This window comes from Paenibacillus sp. GM1FR (genome assembly GCF_002803315.1).
Lineage (GTDB): Bacteria > Bacillota > Bacilli > Paenibacillales > Paenibacillaceae > Paenibacillus > Paenibacillus amylolyticus.
Genome location: NZ_MKZL01000022.1, coordinates 387,569 through 409,581, shown reverse-complemented (window position 1 = coordinate 409,581; position 22,013 = coordinate 387,569). Strand labels below are relative to the sequence as shown.

The following is a 22,013-nucleotide window of genomic DNA, read 5'->3' as shown; positions in this document are numbered from 1 at the left end:
CCCTTTCTCGACTTGAAAGCTGCAGCCCTTAACATCATTCTGCTCTGCGGGAATAGACAATCCCTATAATCAATAAGGAATATTGTGCAATGACGAGACCGCCTGCAACCGCATATGTATTGAAGTACTGCGGAAAGCGCATCGATATGAATATACCGAGCACAGCGAATGCCGCTCTTGTCAAAAATCCCAAGTTGACACGCTTCAAGTTACCTTCTGCCGCATCATCAGACATTTTCCTTACTTTGTAGCCCAGGTAAAATGCATTGATCCAGCTAACTCCTGTACCCAGGGCCAGTCCCAAAGCAATTGTCTCCACACGTGGCATAAAGGCCGCTGCGAGAAAACAAATCATAAGAAAGTACATGACGAAAACAGTCATCGATCTGCGGTATCTGGTTAGTTCACTCATCACTTTCCCCCATGATTTTTTTCGCGATAAAGTAGATGCTTACACCGCCTGCCGCAAGAAAAAAGAGAACGCTTACGGCGATCCATATTCCGTTACCTCCGATGGTCTTGTCCAACCAGGAGCCAGCGTAATATCCGGCAACAGCGAGAATGGCAATCTCGATCCCAAAAGCTGTCACGAGTCCCATCGCTTTCCATACATTATCGTCATGGTTACGGGATGAATTTGGTTTGTTCGAATCGGCCATTTTCCACGCCACCCTTGCAATCCCAGTTAATTTTACTGAATGATGAGAGCCTTTGTCAATTGAATGATTTTAGCGTTTTAAAGGGGGAAACGACGGGAATACAGACCCTCAAAGCCCATAAACCCGCGTAAACCGTACAGTTTAACTGTATGCTTGCCCTTTATAAATCCGTCAGAAAAAATGTATTATTTTTTGAATTTTCTGTGAAATGATTCCGGACGCTCACTATTTACGCCGAAATGATGCAAAATCGCATTGACAATTCTTTCCGAAGCATGTCCATCACCGTATGGATTGGCAGCCTGACTCATGCTTTCATACAGGGTTTTGTCTGTAAGCAGAGCTTTGGTCCGTTCATACACACGTTCCTCTTCGGTACCTACCAATTCCAGCGTTCCGGCTTCAATACCTTCCGGGCGTTCTGTTGTATCGCGCAATACGAGCACAGGCACACCAAACGAAGGAGCTTCTTCCTGCAAACCGCCTGAATCGGTCAAAATCAAGTGAGTGTGCGGGTAAAAGTTATGCAAATCCACCACGTCTAGTGGATCAATTAATTGAATACGGGGATGATTCCCCAAGATCGCGTGAGCCGGCTCCTTCACAGCAGGACTTGGATGCACCGGGTACACGATGGCAATATCTTCGAATTCGTCGGCAATCCGTTTGACGGCCTGGAAAATGTTGCGGTGAGGCTCGCCTTGAGATTCACGGCGATGAGCTGTCATCAGCACAAGGCGTTTGCCTTGGGCCCAATCAAGTACCGGGTGTGTGTAGTCCTCCCGTACAGTATATTGAAACACATCTGTTACCGTGTTGCCTGTGACGTACGTACTAGACTCCGATTTATTTTCTTTGGCAAGATTGGAAGAAGACCAATCCGTAGGCGCAAAGTGTAGATCAGCCAGTACTCCCGTCAGCTGACGGTTCATCTCTTCCGGATATGGAGACAGCTTGTTCCATGTCCGCAGCCCCGCTTCCACATGTCCTACCTGAATCTGTTGCAAGAATGCTGCGTAGCTCGCTACAAAGGTAGTTAATGTATCCCCGTGAACCAGTACAATATCCGGCTTCGCTTCAGCTAACACTGGTTCCAGACCACCAAGCACACGAATTGTAATTTCATTCAATGTCTGACGGTCCTTCATCACATCCAGATCATAATCGGGATGAATGTCGAAAACTTCAAGTACCTGATCTAACATCTGGCGATGCTGCGCAGTTACGCAAACAATAGATTCAATAGACTCAGGGTGTTTCTGCAATTCCAAAATAAGCGGAGCCATCTTGATGGCTTCCGGACGCACCCCGAAGATCGTCATGACTTTAATTTTGTTGGACATTCGAGCAAAGCCCCTTTTCTATAAGTTCATGTTCAAAAAGTCCGGTTTTCAGTACCAAGAATATGGAATGAAGGTAGAAATGGAGTAGCGGAGCGTAGGGAAAACTACGTGAGCCACGGACATTTCGGCTGAATTTCATATTCGATGCCGATGATGCCCTTGGGCATCCTTCGTAATCAAAATTGGACTTTTTGAACAACCTCTTACAAAGCATGCGATATGCTTATTTAGTGCCGTATAGACGGTCTCCTGCATCTCCAAGCCCTGGAACGATATAACCATGATCATCCAGACGGTCGTCCAATGCTGCTACATAGATGTCCACATCGGGATGTGCATCTTGCACAGCTTTTACGCCTTCCGGTGCCGCAACCAGGTTCATCATCTTGATTTGGGTACAGCCACGTTTTTTGAGCACGTCAATAGCTGCAATTGCCGAACCACCGGTTGCCAGCATCGGATCAATTACAATCAATTGACGCTCTGTTACGTCTGTAGGCAGTTTGGTGTAGTATTCTACCGGTTGCAGTGTTTCCGGGTCACGGAACAGACCCACATGTCCAACTTTTGCCGCTGGCAACAATTTCACAACGCCATCCAGCATTCCGAGTCCTGCGCGCAGAATCGGCACCAGTCCGAGCATACGTCCAGAGATGACTTTACCTTGTGTTGCAGCTACAGGTGTCTGTACATCAATCGTTTCCAGTTCAACATCTCTTGTAATCTCATAAGCCATCAACGTTGCTACTTCATCCACCAATTCACGAAAATCTTTCGTATTCGTACGCATGTCGCGTATAAACGTCAGTTTGTGTTGAATCAAAGGGTGATCACATATTACTAATTTTCCCATCTAATTTGTCCCTCCGGTAAGTTCTTCATGTTCAGCATTTCCAAATATACCTAGCCGCCATTCATGGGCTCGATAAATCCTGTATATTATATCATCACCAACAACGAATTACACCATCAAAGGGCACCCAATCATTACAGATTACCGAATCCTATAAAAAACAGGACCGGAAAATGATCCATCCGGTCCTGTTTTGCTCCTGCTGTTATGTCATTGAGTATGTTCAAAAACGTGTAACCACTGATGATGCTCCGCAAACCGAATGACCTTCCGATCGCTGTTATCCCCTGATTTCTTTGATCCAATTATAATTGTTGAAATCTGGGGATAAAGGCGAGCGCTACGCTTCTTCAGGTTCTTTCGGTTTACTCCGTCCGAGTGTTTACATTGAAAAACTCAAATACAAACACCATGAGCAAAGTTTTTTAGTATTTAAGATCTGTATAGAGCGGGAATTGGTCTGTCAGTGCAGTCACTTCTGCACGAGCTTCATCCAGCTTCGCTGTATCTTTTGGATTTTTCAGCGTTTTGGCAATGATCTTACCGATCGCTACCATCGCTTCTTCGTTCATGCCACGGGAAGTTGCAGCAGGTGTACCAATTCGAATACCACTCGTTACAAACGGGCTTGTAGGGTCGAATGGAATTGCATTTTTGTTCACGGTAATACCGATGGAATCAAGCACATGCTCAGCTTCCTTACCTGTGATGTTCACACTGCGTGTGTCGATCAGCATCAAGTGGTTATCTGTACCACCGGATACGATGTTCAATCCTTCAGCGATCAGTGTTTCAGCCAGAACCTGTGCGTTTTTCACGACATTCTCTGCATACGTTTTGAACGAAGGTTGCAAAGCTTCACCGAATGCTACCGCTTTGGAAGCGATCACGTGCATCAAAGGTCCACCTTGGGAACCTGGGAATACGGCTTTATCAATCGCTGCTGCCCACGCTTTGCGGCACAGAATCATACCACCACGAGGTCCACGCAGCGTTTTGTGTGTAGTTGTTGTTACGAAATGCGCATGTGGAACCGGGTTTGGATGCAAACCAGCAGCAACCAATCCTGCGATGTGAGCCATGTCCACCATGAACAAAGCGCCAACATCATTGGCGATGGAAGCCAGCTTTTCAAAATCAATGGTACGCGGATATGCACTTGCACCTGCAACGATCAGACGAGGACGGTGTTTGAAAGCCGCTTTGCGTACTTCATCATAATCAATCAGGAATGTATCTTCCTGTACGCCGTATGCCACAAAGTTGTACAGCAAACCAGATGCGTTAACCGGGCTACCGTGTGTGAGGTGTCCACCATGGGCAAGGTTCATACCAAGTACAGTATCACCAGGTTTCAACGCTGCAAGATAAACTGCCATGTTCGCTTGTGCACCGGAGTGAGGTTGAACATTCACGTGTTCTGCTCCGAACAATTCTTTTGCACGATCACGCGCGATGTCTTCAACGATGTCCACATGCTCACAACCGCCATAGTAACGTTTACCTGGATATCCTTCAGCGTACTTGTTGGTCAGAACAGATCCCATTGCTTCGATTACTGCTTCACTTACGATGTTCTCGGATGCGATCAGTTCGATGTTGTTCTGTTGACGTTTCAGTTCAAGATTCATCGCTTCCAGTACTGCCGGGTCATTCTTGCGCAATTGTTCCATGATTAAATTCCTCCCAGTTATAAGTGAAGTTATAAAGTGAAACTAATGTTTACACGAAAACGGCGAGTGCAACACCAATCTGAAGAAACGAAGTGGTCGCCTTTATCACCGGATTCCCCCTTTAAATAGGGAATTAAAAAATCTGGGGATAACAGCGATCGGAAGATGGTGATGCAATCAAAGTCAGGAGTGTAACCCAATTAGTCTCGCTTTATATGTTAGTCACAAAATGTCGAATCTGGTTGTTCTTCCATACGATACACCGCGCGTTCGCCGCCAATCAACTTCGGACGGGTCAACGCTGTGGTTACACGAGCATCTCCAACATAGCGAAGCGCTGTACGATAGGGTACGGCTACATGCCGGAGATGCATCCCAATCATCGTCTCCCCAATGTCCAGTCCCGCATGGGCCTGCACATGTTCAGCCAGGCATGGATCGGTCAGCGAACGATATGCTGCGGATGCCATTGAACCTCCGGCCTTGGGCACGGGTACTGCACCAACCTCGGTCAATCCAAGTCGAGTAAGCACAGAACGTTCCATTACCAGCGCACGGTTCAGATGCTCACAACATTGGAATACCGTGTCAAAACCGAACTCTTCCTGCACCTCGCGTATACCCGCAAGAAGCTGATGCGCCACTTCAATGGCACCACTCGTACCAATCCGAGCGCCTGCGACTTCACTTGTGCTTGTACCGATCACAACGATCTGTCCAGGCCCAAGCTGTCCGGCAAGCGCCAGTTCATGCAGAATAGACGCGGTCTGTTCCTGCAATCCGGGTTGTTCCGAATCTAACTCTATAGTCATCCTATTATCGCCTCCCGATAAAATCATGCCCGCTGTCTCTTGGTTGTCCTTCGTATTCTTGCACGGCATCTCAGGTACTATTATAGCGAATAATCAGATGAAAGACGAAAAAAAGAGCAGTCTGCGGGTAACGCAGAATTGCTCTTTTGCCCAGGCGACCGGCCGTTTGTTCCGGTGCTCCATCGTGGTTATGCCCACTTCGTCGCCAGTTACACCGGATCCCTGTTTTCCCCTTCATCATAAAACAACCCGCGGCTAAAATCAACGGTTAATTTACATCACGTGTCCTATTTCTATAACCTGCCTCGCAGGATCAGAATTATCCCAGCTTATCCAAAAGCCGGTCCAATGCCGTCCGAATCTCAGCTGCAGCTATATTGTAATCATCACGACTTCCTCCAAACGGATCGGAGATGTCGAAACTTGGAATTCGTTGTCTAATCTCAATGGCTCGCTCACGCTCCGATGCCAGGATCTCTTGGCCAAGGGCACGTTTCATCTCAAGCGTTGCAAACAGGCTGTCCAACTCCTGAACATCACTTAATACCTGTTCATCATCCTCCACATATTCTTTCAATGTATAAGTTTTGTGGACTGAATCGGGAAAAACCTGCATGACATGTTGCTTATGACTCCGTGTTAACGTAAGAACCAGATCGGCCCAACCTACCAGGTTAGAGCTAAGCTGTGTGGAATGAGGTGGACCTTCAACGTTATGATCTCTCAAAACCGCTTCAGCATGTCGGGAAATCGGCATACCCGACGTTGCTGCCACCCCTGCGGAGCGAACCTCTACCTGAATGCCGCGCTCCGATGCCAGTTTTCGCAAAAGCCCCTCTGCCATGGGGCTGCGGCACGTATTTCCTGTACATACGAATAAAATATGTTTCATTGTGTTAGCCTCCCCATTTTACATATGATGCGAATGATATGATATCTCAAGTTTTATTCTAAAATATAAACAAAAGTCCAAACGCAAGCAAGATTGCGCCACCAATGGCTTCGCCGTAATCCCCGAGATTCTGGCTCACCCGACGGCCTAATAGCAGACCCATAACCGACATCACCCCGCCACACACACCGAAAGCAAGTACAGTTAAGATCAGATCACTGCTGAACATCCCTAAGGATACGCCAACGGAGAATGAATCCACACTTACGCTGAGGGAGAACAAAACAACGCCGAGCAGGGAACGGTGGTCCACCAGCTTTGTATCGCCTTCACGGAATGCATTCAGAATCATATGAGCACCCAGCAAAACAAGCAATCCACCTGCCGCATACGTCGTAATGTCACCGAGCAGGGAGCTAACGTATTTGCCCATATACATGCCGATGAGCGGCATGATGATATGAAATAGCGCCGTTACAATACTGATTCGCAATACATCCCGCAGCCGAATGCCCTTCATGCCAATTCCGATCCCGAGTGAGAACGCATCGAGGCCAAGCGCAATAGCCATGATCAAAATGGTTACCAACTGCCCTACATGGGCAGACACATCCCACATCCCCATACCCCCAAGTCACGTAAAGGTTCTTGTACACGATATGCGGACAAGGACCTAAACATGACCGATGAAAGGCAAACGGCGACGGATGTCTGGTCAGTTGCTGGCTTTATAGAATCTTGATTTTGTTTTGGAAAAAGAGTGATTACTCTCCTGACTGTATGATCAGGAGAGGTTATGAGGGTTGCTGGTTGCCAACTTGTATGAGTTGGTTCCCCGCAGCCTTGAGCAGCCGATTCATGACGGCTGCTCCCAGCCCTTCGCGTGAGCAGGCTTCAGCCACAATATATGTGGCGCCTTGCTCATCGCAGCTGCGCAGCGCGGCGTATAGCCGGCGCGCTGCTTCTTCCAGCTCGCTGGCGTCACCCAGCGAGAACACGGCATCGGCGCGGTACTGCTCCGCGTGCTCGGCGAACGCCAGCACAGCGGTGCGCTCTCCGCGCTGCGCCGCCTCTGCGAGGGCGGCGCTGATCCAGGCCGCCACCGCTGCGGGCGGCCCCTCCACCACGCACAGCGCCCCTGCGGGTGCATAGTGCGAGTACTTCATGCCCGGCGAGCGCGGCGCCGGGCTGCCCACGCCATCGGCCCCCTCCGCGAGTAGCGCGGGGTCCGTGGTGACACGGGCGGCAACGGCGGACAGTTGTTCCGCCGTAATGCCGCCAGGGCGCAGGATGGTGACGCTACCGTCGTCACCGACCTGCACAACCGTGGACTCGACGCCCACCCCGGTGGGGCCGCCGTCCACAATGCCGCCGATGCGGCCATCCAGATCCTCGCGCACATGAGACGCGAGTGTGGGGCTTGGCCGCCCGGAGCGGTTGGCGCTTGGCGCAGCTACAGGGCATGCCGCCGCCGCGATCAACTGCAAGGCCACCGGATGGTCCGGCATGCGCACGGCCACCGTGTCCAGACCGGCGGTGACACGCGGGGATACCGCACCCGGCCTAACCGGCAGCACCAGCGTCAGTGGTCCTGGCCAGAAGGCCGCCATCAGCGCTTCCGCCGTTTCATTCACTTCCGTGACCAGCGCATCCAACTGGTCACGGTGGGCGATATGCACAATCAGTGGATTGTCGGAAGGTCGGCCTTTGGCGACAAATACAGCCTCCACGGCTGCTGTGCTACGCGCATCAGCACCCAAGCCATAGACCGTCTCGGTCGGAAAGGCCACCGTCTGACCTTGACGAATGCAGGCTGCGGCAGCCTGCAAGTCGGCGAGCGCCTGTTGATCGGCGCTCCCCTTTTTCACATCCAATAATTCAATATTACCCAATCCGTGATCGTTCTCAGCGCTCACCAAGACACGTACATCCCACATCTCGGTGACCAGCTCTCCCGGAGCTTTCATATCACGTTCTTCTCTACCATCCCTCATCTCAGAGGTGTGTTGCACTGGTTCGTTTTCTCTGCTCATATATCATCATTCCTAAACTTCAAGTAGGTTAGTTCATATCCATATTCAATATAAGAGGTTGTTCAAAAAGTACGCTTTTGATTACGATAGATGCCTAGCGGCATCATCAACGTCGAATATGAAATTCAGCCGAAATAAGCGGGAGGCTTACGAAGTATTTTTCCGAAGAAAACATTTTGGTTGCTCACGTAATTTTCCTACGCTCCGCTACTCCATTCCATCTTCTTGGTACTGAAAAACCAGACTTTTTGAACACGCACTATAAGTAATTATAACATACCTGTCCCAACTCGGATGCCCTTCATACTTCGCTCGGAATTTCACCACTAATTCATATTAAAAGGGCAGCTCCCTGAATCGAAGTCGCCCTCTACTGTATTATAAATACGTTGTTATGCGAACAATCTAGTTACCCAACTCCATAGTTTCACAGCCATATCCCACAGAAAGAATCTCGCTTCCGGTGTGTCTCCCTGCACAGATGCCTCTGCATCTCCTGGTTCAGCCGCTGCGGCTGATACCGTTGAAGGTTTCGCCAGTGCATCCCCGGTCCCTGCATCAATGAAGCACAACGGCGGGAACAACACACACCACCAGTTCTGACCTTTGCCTTCCCCCAGCGTGATCCGAACCGCTTCATAATCTCCGGCAGGATAGACGGTACCCCCATACAGCTTGGTCGGGAACGGAACGGAACCCAGCTCCACCTGATACTCATAATTTAAACCGCGACTGGCCAACTCTTCTCCTACTCTATTCTCAATCTCGGACAAATGCTCACGAATAACCTTGCGCGCTTCATCCAGACTTTGCGGATTCTCCAGTTCGGCTACCCACTCGCCCATCTGAGCAACGACCGCATCCCGAATCTCGCGTTTCACCAATTGATCTCCCGGTGCATCCGAGTTTGCTAGAATACGCAAGCGAATCGATTGTTCTGGAATTGCTGTGGCCGCCACAGCTGCATCCGTTTTCTGACCTTCCCACATCATGATAATCAACATAAGACATACAATAATAAGTCCAATTTGCTTTACAATTCTTCTGCTCATTCCGTTCTCCCCCTCGGCTCTCTGATCACGTTGCCTGCAACTCTCTCATGTCTATCAGTATGCCCGGTAGAGACGGAAGTAAACCTAGCATTTGCAATAAATCTACTAAATCGTTTCTATGATTTACACTTTCTCACCTATCATGTTAAAAAGGCTGATCTGCACCTGGTTACAGGGCAAATCAACCTCTTTATTTCTATGAACGATCACTTTATACGTCACACCGCTTTACTTTTCACTACACCGACTCAACAGTTACACAGCACTTTTCTCTTTCTTGAGCATATTCCATAAACGTTCCGACAACCGGGGTTGCTGCTCTCCCATCAGAAGTTCATCCTCCTCTTCTTGCCCGTACAACTTAATGCTCATGACTACACCGATGCAAGCCATATTTATAAGCAAAGAGGTGCCGCCGTAACTGATGAACGGTAACGTAATACCTGTGAGTGGCATCAGTCCGAGGAACGCCCCCACGTTTTCAAACACCTGATACAACAACATTCCGATAATACCTACAATGATGACGGGTCCCGCGCGATCTCTGCATGCCAGAGCAATCAGCACCATGCGGTGGATCAGGATAAAGTACAACAGAATCAGTACGGATGCACCAACAAACCCAAACTCCTCTGCGATCACAACAAAAATGGAATCAGAATACGTATAGGGGACTCGTCCACTCTGAACGGATGTTCCTTGCAAATAACCTTTGCCGATGATGCCCCCTGAACCGATGGCTAAACCTGCATTTTTCGTATGCCAGGAAGCCTTTGAGGTAGCCTTTTCTGGTACAAGCCAGGGATCAATTCGCTCCGCCCAATGCTCACGTTTTATCTTTTCAAGAAAAGTGAAAACTTCACCATGGTAGAAGGTATAGGCTTTAACAAAACCAAAGAACGCCACTCCCACAATCGCCAGTGTAATCAATGCGTGCTTCAGCCTCATATTTCCGATCCAGAATACCGCAGCCAAAATCACCACATACCCCAGCGCATTCCCCAAATCATTCTGAGCCATAACAAGGGCAAACGGAATAAACGCCCAACAGCCAATCGGCACAATATCTCTCCAAAATTTCAGCGTGCCTCGTTGTCTCTTCACGATCAAATGGGCGAGAAATAGAATCAGAATCATCTTGAACAGCTCTGCCGGTTGAAAAGAAAAGTTCTCGCCCAGCTTCAGCCAACCGTTGGCGTTATTGATTGAACTTCCCAGGACATTGGCCAGGATCAGTAGTATGATCCCCAAGCCATACAAATAAAACGCATATTTCACGTATAACTTGTAATTCACAAGCCCGATCACAAGCACCGCAATGAACCCGGCCACATAGAAATACATCGTTTTGACATGATGATTCGCCAGATTGGCATCTGTCTGCGTTCCGCTATAAATCGCAAATACACTAATAATCATGAGTAACAGCATTACAAAAAGAATAACACCGTCCATCTTTTTCAACATTCTCAACATGACTCTGTCCATCCCCCTGAAATCTAGCATTCTATGATTTCCAATTGAACTCAATATTACCATTGTATATAATTGGATAATAAAATGGAAATCAGGGTCGTTTCAGGTTAAAAAACGAACTATTCAACGGCCTGAATTACGCCGTAAAAACAATAAAAACCCCAAAACATCCACCCAATGTAACTTGGGTTGGTCTGTTCCAGGGTTCTATAGTTATCTAGCTTATATACATAAATCTGACGTGCTATTTCACGGTTTGACTCAGAAACGTTATTGCTCCTGCTGGGATGGCTTGCGTCTTAGCAATTTCCTCACCAGATCCGTAATACTCGGTTGTTCCGCAGAGCCAAGAATATCCTCATTCTCTTCCGTGTGGACCTTAATACTCATCACAAGACCCATGCTGATCATGTTGATCATAATGGAGGTACCACCCGAACTGATAAACGGCAGCGTAATCCCTGTCAACGGCATCAGACCAATGAATGGACCAATATTAACAAAGATCTGGTAAAGCAGCATCGCTATGATCCCAACAATGAGATAAGGCCCCGCGCGATCCTTACACTCCAGTGCAATCAGCACCAGCCTGTGAATCAGGATAAAGTACAGGAGAAGCAGTACCGAGGCACCGATGAAACCAAATTCTTCCCCAATCTGCACAAAGATGGAGTCAGCATAGGCCAGCGGCACCCGATTTGACTGAATCGTTGTGCCTTCCATATAACCTTTGCCTGTAATCCCACCAGAACCAATTGCAAGCTTTGCATTATACGTCTGCCAGAGTACATCTCTTGAGGTCAGCTCTGGTACAAGCCAAGGATCAAAACGATCCGCCCAGTGCGAACGTCCAATGTCATTCAGGAATTTAACAATCTCATCATGGTAATGAATATACGCCTGTGTACCACCGATAAAAGCAGCCACTGCGATCATAAAGCCAATGAGGGCATGCGTAAATTTAATGTTACCAATCCACAGTAGGCCCACAAGAATGACTATATAGCTTAACGCATTTCCCAAGTCATTTTGAAGCAATACGAGTAGTAACGGCGGCAGAACACAGAGTGTAATCGGGATAACGTCACGTCCAAAATAGAGCGGACGGTTCTTCTTTCGGGCCAAAAAGGCCGATAAAAACACAATCAGGCATAACTTGAACAATTCAGCAGGTTGCAAACTGACCCCGAAGATGGACAGCCAACCTTTTGCACCATAATACTCCTTACCAAAGAACATAACGAATATAAGCAGGAGCATCCCCACGCCATAGATATATAAATAATTTTTGATTATGAATTTATAGTTGATCATCGACATCCCAAAAAAGACTACGAAGCCCAAAATATAAAAGATCACTGCGCTTTTCGGGAGTCCCTCCAGCTTTGGACGACCAAACGTTGTACTGTAAATCGATAAAATACTGATACCCATCAGAATAACGAGTATAAAGACAATAGAATAGTCTATCTTTTTAAATTTGTGCAGCATGTAATTATGTTCCCCCAAGCATTCAGAAATCTTCGGTATATCTCATTGTAGAGGATTTCACGGCAAAAAGAAAACCCGCAGAACCTTACATTTTCGTCACCTGTTCCGAAGTACGAACACCCAGGACATGCCGCTCGATTCCGGCAAGGTCCGGTACAATGATAATTTCCGGCCAATGTCCCGCCGTTTCAAGCAAAGCTGCAATGTCGCGAGCCTGCCCTTGGCCCAGCTCAAAACCAATGATCTGCGGCGGCGCAGGCAACAGCGCCAACTGCTCCAGCATGATACGGTACGGTGCAAGCCCGTCCGGACCGCCGTCCAATGCCATGCGCGGCTCATGATCGCGCACCTCTTGCTGTAACCCGGCGATATCAGCCGCCGGGATGTATGGCGGGTTGGACACCAGGATGTCCACCCGTGCCCCGGCGAACGGGGCCAGCAGATCGCCTTCACGGAAGTCGATCTGTACCCCGTTCGCAGCCGCGTTCCGCGCGGCCACTTGCAGGGCAGCCGACGAGAGATCCCCGGCGCCAACCTGCCAGCGCGGGCGCAGTGAAGCCATCGTCACCGCGATGGCGCCACTGCCCGTGCCAATATCGACGGCGAGCGGAGCGCCGTCAGGAAACACGCGGTCGGCTTCGCGTAGCACAGCCTCGACCAACAGCTCGGTCTCCGGCCGCGGAATCAGCACGGCCGGCGTGACCTCGAACGGCAGCCCATAGAATTCCTGGCTGCCGATAATGTATTGCGCCGGCTCACCCGCAGCCTTGCGCGTGACGGCGTCCTCCCAGCGGCTGCGATGCTCGCTGGGAAAAGGCTCCAGCTGCATCATGTAGTACTGGGCGCCATAGACGCCGAGTACATGTTCCAGCAGCAGCCGGGCATTGTTTTGCGGCTCGTACACGCCGCACTTCTCCAAAAAAGAGGAAGCCTCCACGAAGGCTTCCCGACAGCTCTGTTCCGGCGTCATGACAAACTGCGCGCGGGTCACAGATTATTCTCCTCTATCCATCAACTCGGTCTGCTGAGCAATCGTCAGTGCAGACAAGATATCTTCAATCTCCCCGTTCATGATCTGATCCAGCTTGTGCATCGTCAGGCCGATACGGTGATCCGTCACACGGCTTTGCGGGAAGTTGTACGTACGAATACGCTCACTGCGGTCGCCCGTTCCCACTTTGCTCTTCCGCTCAACAGAGATCTTTGCTTCCTCTTCCATACGTTTCATATCGAAGATACGTGTACGCAGAACCTGCAACGCTTTTTCCTTGTTGGAGTTCTGTGATTTTCCATCCTGACATGTCGCCACGATTCCCGTTGGAACGTGCGTTACCCGTACTGCGGATTTCGTGGTATTAACCGATTGTCCACCTGCACCACTGGAACAGAACGTATCAACACGGATGTCTTTATCATGAATTTCGATATCGAAATCTTCGGCTTCAGGCATAACCGCAACCGTTGAAGTTGACGTATGAATACGTCCGCCTGACTCAGTTGTTGGAATACGCTGCACACGGTGTGCGCCGCTTTCGTATTTCATTTTGCTATAAGCGCCGCGTCCGTTGATCAGGAAAACAACCTCTTTGAACCCACCGAGATCATTTGTGTTAACGTCCATCAGCTCTACACGCCAGCCTTGTGCATCTGCATAACGTGTGTACATCCGATACAGATCTGCTGCAAACAACGCTGCCTCATCTCCACCAGCTGCTCCGCGAATCTCAACAATAACGTTTTTGTCGTCATTCGGATCTTTTGGCAACATGAGTACACGAATCAATTCGTCCAGTTCCTTCTGGCGAGTGCTTAGTTCGTCAATTTCCATTTTGACCATTTCGCGCATCTCATCGTCCAGTTTTTCGCCCTGCATTTCCTTGGCGGCATCCAGATCCTCACTTACCTGTTTGTACTCATTGTACGCTTCATAAGTCGGTTGCAGATCAGATTGTTCTTTGGAATATTCCCGCAACTTTTTGTTGTCACTTGCCACATCCGGGTCACACAAAAGCTCACTCAACTTGTCATAACGGTCGGCTAACGCCTGTAATTTATCCAACATGTATAGTCACCTCACACATTATTTTGTCCATGCAAATATCGTTTTTAATAATTATTTCGGTTTCATTATTCATAACATCTATAATCTATATTCCACAACGCACAGGATTCTCACCGAATCCCCTGACCGCAGCATGTATTCACATTCCTGTATGATCGACGTATAACATCGCTACAACGTCATCAAATCCTTTACTTTTAAAGTGAAATCAAGAAATCGCGTACCCTGTATGAAACTCGCTTAAGCTCATCTGTCCAAGCGCGAATCTTAACGTGGTATACGACTCTTAATTATAGCATATTCTTATGGTTCTGAATAGTAACTGTTCCGCAGCGGATGAACTAATTTTTAGTGCTGCGAAATACAAAATGAAATTGTTGTTCGATGTTGTTCCGAAATGTAAAATAAACAAAAGCCACGATGCGCTAACATCGTGACTTCTCTAACAAAGGCCGGTGGGCGACCACGGCGAATTTCAATCAAACGAATGAAAAACCACCGGATTGCAAGGCGACTAACCTAATCCCGGTGGTTTTTCTTGTTCCGCACTGCAAAACTCTAAGTCAAAGACCCCACGAACTTCACGAGAAGGTCGCAGGGTCATGTTATTGAATCTAAATATAAACGAGTAACAACTTATACGTTGAAACGGAAGTGCATAACGTCGCCGTCATTTACAACGTATTCTTTACCTTCAAGACGAAGTTGTCCACGCTCTTTGGCACCGTTCATGGAACCCGCTGCAACCAGATCGTCGTAGGAAACAACTTCTGCACGGATGAATCCACGTTCGAAGTCGGTGTGAATGACACCCGCTGCGCCAGGCGCTTTTGTTCCTTTACGAATTGTCCACGCACGAACTTCCTGTACACCTGCTGTGAAGTATGTGTACAGACCGAGCAATTTGTAAGCCGCTTTGATCAACAGGTTCAGACCGGAATCCTCGATACCGAGTTCTTCCAGGAACATTTGTTTATCTTCGCCTTCCAGCTCAGAGATCTCTTCTTCAACCTTCGCACTGATTGGCACCACTTCTGCGTTTTCAGCAGCTGCGAATTCTCTTACTTTTTGCACGTAAGCATTGTTCGCCACGTCGCCGATTTCGTCCTCAGCTACATTTGCTGCGTACAGAACAGGCTTCAGGGTAAGCAAGTGCAGATCGCGCACGATCAGAAGCTCATCATCCGTAAGTTCCATGCTGCGTGCCGGCTTGTCATCGTACAGAACAGCCTTCACTCTCTCCAATACTTCTACTTCTTGAGAGGCAGTCTTGTTGCCGCCCTTCATGTTTTTCTTGGAGCGATCGATTTTCTTCTCAACACTCTCGATATCGGCCAGGATCAGCTCCAGATTGATCGTCTGGATGTCGCTCACCGGGTCAATTTTACCATCGACGTGTGTAATGTTCTCATCTACAAAGCAACGTACCACGTGTACAATTGCATCTACTTCACGAATGTGGGCAAGGAACTTGTTACCAAGACCTTCGCCTTTGCTCGCCCCGCGAACAAGACCCGCGATATCTACAAACTCAAACGCCGTTGGTACTGTTTTCTTAGGTACAACGAGTTCTGTCAGTTTGTCCAAACGCTCATCGGGTACTTCAACAATCCCCACGTTAGGGTCAATTGTACAGAACGGATAGTTTGCCGATTCGGCACCTGCTTGTGTAATTGCGTTAAACAACGTAGATTTTCCGACGTTCGGAAGCCCTACAATTCCTGCTTTCAAAGCCATGTATATGACAACTCCTCATTGATTACTTGTTCGGTATGGATAATCCTATACATTATATATGACAAACCTCAAGGCATCAAGGAACTTTGCCAATTCGACCAGAGTCCCATCCGCTATTGGTTTACCCTTTGATTTCCTTGTACATCGTCAGGTCCGTTACCTCATATCCCATCTTGCGATATAGGCTGCTCGCCCGCACATTATGTCCAAAGACATGCAAACCAATGCGATCCACGCCAAGACTCAAGGCCGTCTGTTCAAGCGCCTGCATCGTCTCTGTTCCGTATCCCTTACCACGGTGCGCTTCTTCAACCACAATATCCAGCAAAAAAGCATCTTTCCCGCGACGATTATCCGTGATATTAAACCAGATATACCCTACATTGCCGTCCACAGGATGCACCAGATTGTAGAGATACGCTCCGGGTGTGTTCAAGCCTTCTGGCAGATAACGTTCATAAGATTCCTCCGCCAGTTGCTGTGCCTCTTCCTCAGCCCAGGTGCCCGCTTCTACTTTTTCCTGTGCAAAATCCTTAATCGATCGAATGCGAAAACTCGCATAATCTTCCTGATTCATTGGAGAAAGTTCCATGTTGTTTACCTCCTTATTTCGAGTGATCTTAATTATGTATCATCTCTGTGCAGTCCTTTTTGCACTACTAGTATCTTATTGTATCCTGTTCTTCCGCTTAGCGCATAAAGTTATTCTGACGATTCGGTTTTCAATTTTCATATTTATCCATTTTAATCAAAACTTTTGATCTCATCCCATCGTTTATACCTCATAGGAAAGGAGTGGATCTTATTGAACACACGTCGCCGATTCTCCAAAAAGAAAATGATTATCTTATCCGCTATCATACTCGGAATCGCCATAGTCGCTTTTATGAGCTTTCTGAATGCAATGGATCCCTTTCGCCACTTAAGAATCACGATCCACAATCAGTCCGACTATGACCTCACCAATATTCAGGCTAGCCTAGTCCAAGGCGACAACTCGTTAAACAACAATGAGAGTGGCTCCACCTACGTATTCAATAAGGATATTCCCAGCGGAGCAAACGTGAAATTCGCCCCGCAACTGAAACTTTCCGGGGAGGGGGTCGTCTCCTTGGCGTTCACGGACAGTCGCGGAAAAACCTATAACAAAACGGTTTGCGGTTATACGGAATACTTGTCCGGCAATTCGTACGTTACTGTAACCAATGAGAATGTCACCGTGAAAGAGGAATGTATGTGATATTTTTGTGAATTATTAAAACATTTTTACATACCACTAGCATAGAGGAGGAAATTAGATTGATATTCAACGTAATTTTAGGTGCAGGCGTAGCTTTGTCCATATTACTTTCTGCACATCCAGCTAGTGCTGTTGATTTAGAGGATAGAGTGCAAGATGCTCTTACTACTTCTCCGATCACTATGGAGAACACTGAGGATCCGATTATTAATCCAATGGATGTACAGCTTATCAGACCATTCAATTACAGCAGTTACAGTGCATACGAAAAATCCTTCACATTGGATTCTGACAATGGAGAAGATGCCGATGTTTGGATTCAGAACAATAGTACGGATACTATTTATGCCAAACTTACTGTGGGCAATCTTTCCCCAATTGATATTCCAATCAAAAAAGGGACTCAAAAAACAACAAGAATAGGTGTCATAGGCACAACAAACGTCAAAGTTTATATCTATAGTTCAACAGGTCATAAAGTGGATATGAATATCAGTGCCCGCCAATTTTAATATTATAAATAGTGTAGAGGATACTTCTTAATGAAGTAACCTCTACACTATTTTTGTTTCAGATTATATAGGAAGCAATATGAGTAGACTCAAAATATATAATTAAATAACTCCAATGAAGTTTATATCATCTTCATTATAACCCCGGCCTAACGCCGTTCCACCAAACGTGTCGTCTGCTTCAAATCCTCGATCCGCCCAGCCCCGATGCCAAACATGACGGTACGCAGTTCAAATTCAACCTGTTCCAACCGCTCATTCAGAGCATCATCGGAAGCTACTGCGGATTCGAGAAGAGATCGACCAAAACCAGCCAGATCCGCACCGAGCGCGAGGGCTTTGGCCGCATCCACACCAGTGTAAAGTCCACCGCTGCCGATCAGGGCACCAGTAGGGTTCAACGCTCGTACTTCCTGAATACACTCCGCTGTGGGAATGCCCCAGTCGGCAAAAGCTTCAGCTGCTGCCCGGCGTACCGGGTTATTGTTACGGTACTTCTCTACCTGCACCCAGCTTGTGCCCCCTGCTCCGGCTACATCAATGAACGCGACACCCGCTTCATATAGGCGTTGAGCCGTCACACCATCGATGCCAAAACCTACTTCTTTCACGCCAACAGGCACGTCTAGCTCACGACACAAGTTTTCAATCCGCTGAAATAATCCGCTGAAGTTGGTGTTACCTTCCGGCTGGAAAACTTCCTGCAACGTGTTCAGGTGAAGGACGAGCATGTCCGCACCCGCAATATCTACGGCGCGCTGGAAGTCAGCTGTTGTGAAACCATAGTTCAGCTGCACCGCACCCAGGTTGGCAATGACCGGGATGTCCGGTGCCCAGCGCCGCACATCGAAGGTACTCGCGAGTTCCGGCTGTTCCACGGCAGCCCGGATCGAACCTACACCGAGCGTCCAGCCTCTGGCGTTCGCTACTCGCGCGAGGCGCTCATTGATGGCGCCTGTTGTTTTGCTTCCACCCGTCATCGAACTGATGAGCAAGGGTGTACGTACTTTTTTGCCAATAAACGAAGTCTCCAGATGCACCTCTTCAAAATCCAGTTCCGGCAGTGGGTGATGGCGAAACGCAAACCGCTCCATACCGCTGGTTACCCCTTCTCCTGCCACATTCTCCTCAAGACAGAGGCGCACGTGCTCCAGCTTCCGTTCTCCCGTAGCCACTTCGGGAAGCAGCCGCTCGCCGGCTCGCTCTTGTTCATTCATGATGAGACCTCCTATGTGAGAATCGTGCGGATCGACAGGATAACCTGCCTGTTCCTAGCTTCTATGTATATACGTCTTTTGCAAAAGACAAAAACATTAATCCTATAAGCATTGCAGCTCAGCAGTTTAACTCTATCCAGTATAACGTTCCAAACCATCTATTGAAAGGATGCCCCGACACCAAATGTCTCACTTAAATCCCGGAGCACCACTATTTTATGCCTACTCAAAAGCACGGATCATCTGTCGCACCTTCAAAGCTGGTTAGCACGGACGATGCACACGCACATGGATCAACAGAACACATTTCACTCCATCATCCTGCACAACGAACTATCTCAAGATTTCCGATGCCAATTGCTCACCAACAAGCTGTCCGGACAACGTCACTATGGGGGTTCCGCCTCCAGGATGCGTTGTTCCGCCTACGTACCAGAGTCCTTGTACATCTTTGCTTCGGTTGCCCGGTCGCATGAAGGTCTGTTTTACCGAATTGGACGAGATGCCGTAGATCGACCCTTGATGCGCCAAGGTATCCCGTTCGATATCTCGCGGTGTGTACCGGATCAGCACATCGGATTCATTCAACCCGGTAATTCCCCGCGCCGCCAATTGTTCCAGTACAAACGCTCCGTAACGTTCCGTCTGCTGCTCCCAATTCCATGAATCCGACAAATAGGGGGCATTGACCAGAATGAACAGATTACTGGCTCCCGCCGGAGCCATGCCTTCTTCCGAATAACCGGAGTAACAGATGTAGATCGTGGGATCGGCGGGCATTTTACGGTCACGGAAAATATGGTCGAACTCCGGTTCATACCGTTCCGGGAAAAAGACCGTATGGTGCAGCAGTGCATCATATTGTCTTCTCACACCTGCCAGCGTCACAAATCCTGAAATGGAGGGCTCATACTTCCGTATGCGGGCATCGCTCATTTCTTTCCGATGTTCCGGTGCGAGCAGCAGTCGATTTACGCTAAGCACATCTCCATTCGCAACCACTTGATCTGCTTCGCGGAAGCCTTGATCCGTGTCTACACCTGCCACTTTACCATTCCGAACAACAATCTGCCGGACCTCTGTGCCGGTAATGATCTGTACACCTTTTTCCCGAGCCAGCCGGGTCATTCCTTCGATCAGTTGATAGGTTCCACCTTTGACCCCGTAGATGCCGACTTCTGCTTCCACATGCCCCATCATGGCAAAAATGGAAGGCGATTGATACGGCGATGATCCCACATAGGTCGCGTACCGTCCGAACATAGCCAGCGTATGCGGATGTCGGAAATACGAGTGCAGCAACTTATCCAGCTTCACCGTTGGCCGCACGCGGAGCAGGCTGCGCAGCATTTGGAGATTGTATTTGTCAAAAGGAGACAGCAGCAACTTACCCAGAAAATGACGATTGGCTTCCGCATACAGTGCAGCAGACTCATCCATAAATGCATCATAACGAGCCGCATCCTCCGGACTGTACGCTGCGATCTGCTCCTTCATCCACCCGCGATTGCCTGACAAATCTACCACTGTGCCATCTGCAAATACATTACGCGTGCGCGGCTCTAGCTCATATAACTGTACGTAATCTTCCATTGCTACACCCGCATGGTCGAAGACTGAACGAAAGGTCGATGGCATCGTGATTGTGCTCGGTCCCCGGTCAAAATGATACCCGTCCCGCTCAAAATGCTGTAGCTTGCCACCTACGTGTTGCTGCCGTTCCAGAATGGTCACCTGCACACCTTGTGAAGCCAGTCGTATTGCACACGACAGACCTCCAAATCCTGCACCGATTATAATGACGTTACCTCTCAACTGTACCGCCTACCTTTCCATACATACCCCTTGCCGGAGCGGCCTGCCTGCCAGGAAGCGAATCCGATGGCAATGACACAGGCCATGCTGACCGGTTGCAGAAGGGCAAGCCACCAGGGTTGTCCGCCAGCATGATCCGCTACTCTTTTCACAGCCATACCTAATAATGTTCCTAACAATCCATACAGAATGGACACCGAACTACCCGTCATGAGTCCAATAATCAAGCCCAGCGGAGGCACAATATACATTAGCGTATACATTAACATCGTGCCAAGCAGCAGCACGTCTTTGCGCCCCATACCTTCGTACATGTTTTTCTTATATCCGTTCCATACTTCTGCACCGTTCTGATACATGCGGGTATTCGTTACGTCATGCACGTCTGTCAGCATTACCGGATGACCTGCACGCTTAACCGCTTTGGCGAGACTCATGTCATCCACCAGATGCGCCTGAATGGCAGCATGACCACCGGAAGCCTCGTAACTGGAGCGATGAATCAGCAAAAAAGCCCCCGTAGCGGCCACAAACATCGGACTGGATGATCTGCGTATCATAAAAATGGGCAGATGACTGATGATGGTGAAGACCATCATGGGTACAACAAGCTTTTCCATCCACGTCTTCGTTACTTGATAAGGAAAACCGGTTACCAGACCCCCGCTCTGCTCACACCCTGCCGCAAGAGTCTGCCGAATGGCACTTGGCTCCAGACGCACATCCGCATCCACGAACATATACCATTCTCCCTTGGCCTCCTGAACCAGCCTGTGACACGCATGGGATTTCCCCATCCAGCCTTCGGGAAGATCAACGCCATGCAGCAAACGCACACGCGTATCACGATCCGCAATCGCTTGTACCATGGCCGCTGTCTCATCTTCGGAGCGATCATCCAGCACCAATACTTCCATCCGGAATCCTGACGTATCGCTCGCGAGCACACTTTCCAGACATCCTTCGATATGTAGTCTTTCATTTCTGGCTGGAATCAGCACCGAGACCAGCAGGTCTGGTGGTTGTATTGAGTCTGCTCGGAATGAACGCACTTTGGGCAGACAGGAGACGTTCCATAGAGCGAACATCAACTGTATGCCCAATATGCAGGTAAGCACAATCCAGAAGATTTCAGATGCATTCATG

At 48.6% G+C, this 22,013-nt stretch carries 21 protein-coding genes and 1 riboswitch; of the genes, 2 read left to right on the top strand and 19 right to left on the bottom strand.

The features are described from left to right. Positions 1-34: 34 nt before the first annotated feature. From PAEAM_RS17385 to PAEAM_RS17310, 16 genes are all read right to left on the bottom strand, one after another. Positions 35-412, bottom strand: coding sequence for an ATP synthase subunit I (locus PAEAM_RS17385; protein ID WP_017691932.1), 378 nt, complete (start codon positions 410-412; stop codon positions 35-37). Beyond that, positions 405-659 (bottom strand): AtpZ/AtpI family protein, encoded by a 255-nt coding sequence (locus PAEAM_RS17380; protein WP_017691931.1) that lies wholly within the window; start codon positions 657-659, stop codon positions 405-407. The genes PAEAM_RS17385 and PAEAM_RS17380 overlap by 8 nt, the downstream gene beginning before the upstream one ends. A 185-nt stretch (positions 660-844) precedes the next feature. Continuing rightward, on the bottom strand, positions 845-2,002 hold the full coding sequence (gene wecB, locus PAEAM_RS17375; RefSeq protein ID WP_100528400.1) for a non-hydrolyzing UDP-N-acetylglucosamine 2-epimerase: 1,158 nt from the start codon (positions 2,000-2,002) through the stop codon (positions 845-847). 223 nt (positions 2,003-2,225) lie between these two features. After that, positions 2,226-2,855 carry a uracil phosphoribosyltransferase gene (upp, locus tag PAEAM_RS17370; RefSeq protein WP_017691929.1) on the bottom strand — a complete coding sequence of 210 codons (630 nt, stop codon included), beginning with the start codon at positions 2,853-2,855 and terminating at the stop codon, positions 2,226-2,228. A gap of 425 nt (positions 2,856-3,280) precedes the next feature. After that, positions 3,281-4,528, bottom strand: coding sequence for a serine hydroxymethyltransferase (locus tag PAEAM_RS17365; RefSeq protein WP_164783303.1), 1,248 nt, complete (start codon positions 4,526-4,528; stop codon positions 3,281-3,283). Between the two features lie 218 nt (positions 4,529-4,746). Next, a complete protein-coding gene (locus PAEAM_RS17360) occupies positions 4,747-5,340 on the bottom strand; it encodes a TIGR01440 family protein (protein ID WP_100528399.1) in 594 nt (197 codons plus the stop codon). Positions 5,341-5,481: 141 nt separating this feature from the next. Next, positions 5,482-5,563, bottom strand: a riboswitch (ZMP/ZTP riboswitch). Between the two features lie 96 nt (positions 5,564-5,659). After that, the gene (locus PAEAM_RS17355; RefSeq protein WP_036612575.1) at positions 5,660-6,232 is read right to left on the bottom strand and encodes a low molecular weight protein arginine phosphatase; all 573 of its coding nucleotides are present in this window, start codon (positions 6,230-6,232) and stop codon (positions 5,660-5,662) included. Positions 6,233-6,290: 58 nt separating this feature from the next. Continuing rightward, complete coding sequence (locus PAEAM_RS17350) at positions 6,291-6,851, bottom strand: manganese efflux pump MntP (RefSeq protein WP_076209792.1); 561 nt, start codon at positions 6,849-6,851, stop codon at positions 6,291-6,293. Positions 6,852-7,026: 175 nt separating this feature from the next. Next, positions 7,027-8,199 carry an L-threonylcarbamoyladenylate synthase gene (locus PAEAM_RS17345; protein ID WP_243391390.1) on the bottom strand — a complete coding sequence of 391 codons (1,173 nt, stop codon included), beginning with the start codon at positions 8,197-8,199 and terminating at the stop codon, positions 7,027-7,029. Positions 8,200-8,657: 458 nt separating this feature from the next. Then, the gene (spoIIR, locus tag PAEAM_RS17340) at positions 8,658-9,317 is read right to left on the bottom strand and encodes a stage II sporulation protein R (protein ID WP_100528397.1); all 660 of its coding nucleotides are present in this window, start codon (positions 9,315-9,317) and stop codon (positions 8,658-8,660) included. A 255-nt stretch (positions 9,318-9,572) separates the two neighbouring features. Beyond that, positions 9,573-10,793 (bottom strand): FtsW/RodA/SpoVE family cell cycle protein, encoded by a 1,221-nt coding sequence (locus PAEAM_RS17335; protein ID WP_100528396.1) that lies wholly within the window; start codon positions 10,791-10,793, stop codon positions 9,573-9,575. Between the two features lie 270 nt (positions 10,794-11,063). Further along, entirely contained in the window at positions 11,064-12,284 is a 1,221-nt protein-coding gene (locus PAEAM_RS17330; RefSeq protein WP_036612586.1) for an FtsW/RodA/SpoVE family cell cycle protein, read from the bottom strand. An 85-nt stretch (positions 12,285-12,369) separates the two neighbouring features. Further along, positions 12,370-13,254, bottom strand: coding sequence for a peptide chain release factor N(5)-glutamine methyltransferase (prmC, locus tag PAEAM_RS17325; RefSeq protein WP_100528511.1), 885 nt, complete (start codon positions 13,252-13,254; stop codon positions 12,370-12,372). 24 nt (positions 13,255-13,278) lie between these two features. Then, complete coding sequence (gene prfA, locus PAEAM_RS17320; protein WP_076319226.1) at positions 13,279-14,346, bottom strand: peptide chain release factor 1; 1,068 nt, start codon at positions 14,344-14,346, stop codon at positions 13,279-13,281. A gap of 636 nt (positions 14,347-14,982) precedes the next feature. After that, positions 14,983-16,083, bottom strand: coding sequence for a redox-regulated ATPase YchF (gene ychF / locus PAEAM_RS17315; protein ID WP_017691917.1), 1,101 nt, complete (start codon positions 16,081-16,083; stop codon positions 14,983-14,985). Between the two features lie 121 nt (positions 16,084-16,204). Then, positions 16,205-16,675: a GNAT family N-acetyltransferase gene (locus PAEAM_RS17310; protein ID WP_100528395.1), complete on the bottom strand. Its 471-nt coding sequence runs from the start codon at positions 16,673-16,675 to the stop codon at positions 16,205-16,207. A 213-nt stretch (positions 16,676-16,888) separates the two neighbouring features. Here PAEAM_RS17310 and PAEAM_RS17305 point away from each other — a divergent pair, with 213 nt between their 5' ends. Both PAEAM_RS17305 and PAEAM_RS17300 read left to right on the top strand, forming a co-directional pair. Further along, a complete protein-coding gene (locus PAEAM_RS17305; RefSeq protein WP_100528394.1) occupies positions 16,889-17,323 on the top strand; it encodes a hypothetical protein in 435 nt (144 codons plus the stop codon). Between the two features lie 59 nt (positions 17,324-17,382). Next, entirely contained in the window at positions 17,383-17,835 is a 453-nt protein-coding gene (locus PAEAM_RS17300; RefSeq protein WP_100528393.1) for a hypothetical protein, read from the top strand. Positions 17,836-17,984: 149 nt separating this feature from the next. On the opposite strand, the gene fni is transcribed toward PAEAM_RS17300, so the two are convergent. The 3 genes from fni to PAEAM_RS17285 all read right to left on the bottom strand — a co-directional run bounded on the left by fni (position 17,985) and on the right by PAEAM_RS17285 (position 22,012). After that, positions 17,985-19,052, bottom strand: coding sequence for a type 2 isopentenyl-diphosphate Delta-isomerase (fni, locus tag PAEAM_RS17295; protein WP_100528392.1), 1,068 nt, complete (start codon positions 19,050-19,052; stop codon positions 17,985-17,987). Positions 19,053-19,385: 333 nt separating this feature from the next. Further along, positions 19,386-20,867: a phytoene desaturase family protein gene (locus PAEAM_RS17290; RefSeq protein ID WP_100528391.1), complete on the bottom strand. Its 1,482-nt coding sequence runs from the start codon at positions 20,865-20,867 to the stop codon at positions 19,386-19,388. After that, positions 20,864-22,012 (bottom strand): glycosyltransferase family 2 protein, encoded by a 1,149-nt coding sequence (locus tag PAEAM_RS17285; protein WP_100528390.1) that lies wholly within the window; start codon positions 22,010-22,012, stop codon positions 20,864-20,866. Before PAEAM_RS17285 ends, PAEAM_RS17290 begins: the two co-directional genes overlap by 4 nt. Position 22,013: the final 1 nt, after the last annotated feature.

Excerpts from the sequence above, each read along its gene's own strand:
- wecB (WP_100528400.1), bottom strand. The coding sequence starts at position 2,002 with ATGTCCAACAAAATTAAAGTCATGACGATCTTCGGGGTGCGTCCGGAA.
- PAEAM_RS17285 (WP_100528390.1), bottom strand. The coding sequence starts at position 22,012 with ATGAATGCATCTGAAATCTTCTGGATTGTGCTTACCTGCATATTGGGC.
- PAEAM_RS17345 (WP_243391390.1), bottom strand. The coding sequence starts at position 8,199 with ATGAAAGCTCCGGGAGAGCTGGTCACCGAGATGTGGGATGTACGTGTC.
- PAEAM_RS17380 (WP_017691931.1), bottom strand. The coding sequence starts at position 659 with ATGGCCGATTCGAACAAACCAAATTCATCCCGTAACCATGACGATAAT.
- upp (WP_017691929.1), bottom strand. The coding sequence starts at position 2,855 with ATGGGAAAATTAGTAATATGTGATCACCCTTTGATTCAACACAAACTG.
- PAEAM_RS17365 (WP_164783303.1), bottom strand. The coding sequence starts at position 4,528 with ATGGAACAATTGCGCAAGAATGACCCGGCAGTACTGGAAGCGATGAAT.
- prfA (WP_076319226.1), bottom strand. The coding sequence starts at position 14,346 with ATGTTGGATAAATTACAGGCGTTAGCCGACCGTTATGACAAGTTGAGT.
- ychF (WP_017691917.1), bottom strand. The coding sequence starts at position 16,083 with ATGGCTTTGAAAGCAGGAATTGTAGGGCTTCCGAACGTCGGAAAATCT.
- PAEAM_RS17335 (WP_100528396.1), bottom strand. The coding sequence starts at position 10,793 with ATGTTGAGAATGTTGAAAAAGATGGACGGTGTTATTCTTTTTGTAATG.
- spoIIR (WP_100528397.1), bottom strand. The coding sequence starts at position 9,317 with ATGAGCAGAAGAATTGTAAAGCAAATTGGACTTATTATTGTATGTCTT.
- PAEAM_RS17310 (WP_100528395.1), bottom strand. The coding sequence starts at position 16,675 with ATGGAACTTTCTCCAATGAATCAGGAAGATTATGCGAGTTTTCGCATT.
- PAEAM_RS17350 (WP_076209792.1), bottom strand. The coding sequence starts at position 6,851 with ATGTGGGATGTGTCTGCCCATGTAGGGCAGTTGGTAACCATTTTGATC.
- PAEAM_RS17360 (WP_100528399.1), bottom strand. The coding sequence starts at position 5,340 with ATGACTATAGAGTTAGATTCGGAACAACCCGGATTGCAGGAACAGACC.
- prmC (WP_100528511.1), bottom strand. The coding sequence starts at position 13,254 with ATGACGCCGGAACAGAGCTGTCGGGAAGCCTTCGTGGAGGCTTCCTCT.
- PAEAM_RS17385 (WP_017691932.1), bottom strand. The coding sequence starts at position 412 with ATGAGTGAACTAACCAGATACCGCAGATCGATGACTGTTTTCGTCATG.
- fni (WP_100528392.1), bottom strand. The coding sequence starts at position 19,052 with ATGAATGAACAAGAGCGAGCCGGCGAGCGGCTGCTTCCCGAAGTGGCT.
- PAEAM_RS17355 (WP_036612575.1), bottom strand. The coding sequence starts at position 6,232 with ATGAAACATATTTTATTCGTATGTACAGGAAATACGTGCCGCAGCCCC.
- PAEAM_RS17330 (WP_036612586.1), bottom strand. The coding sequence starts at position 12,284 with ATGCTGCACAAATTTAAAAAGATAGACTATTCTATTGTCTTTATACTC.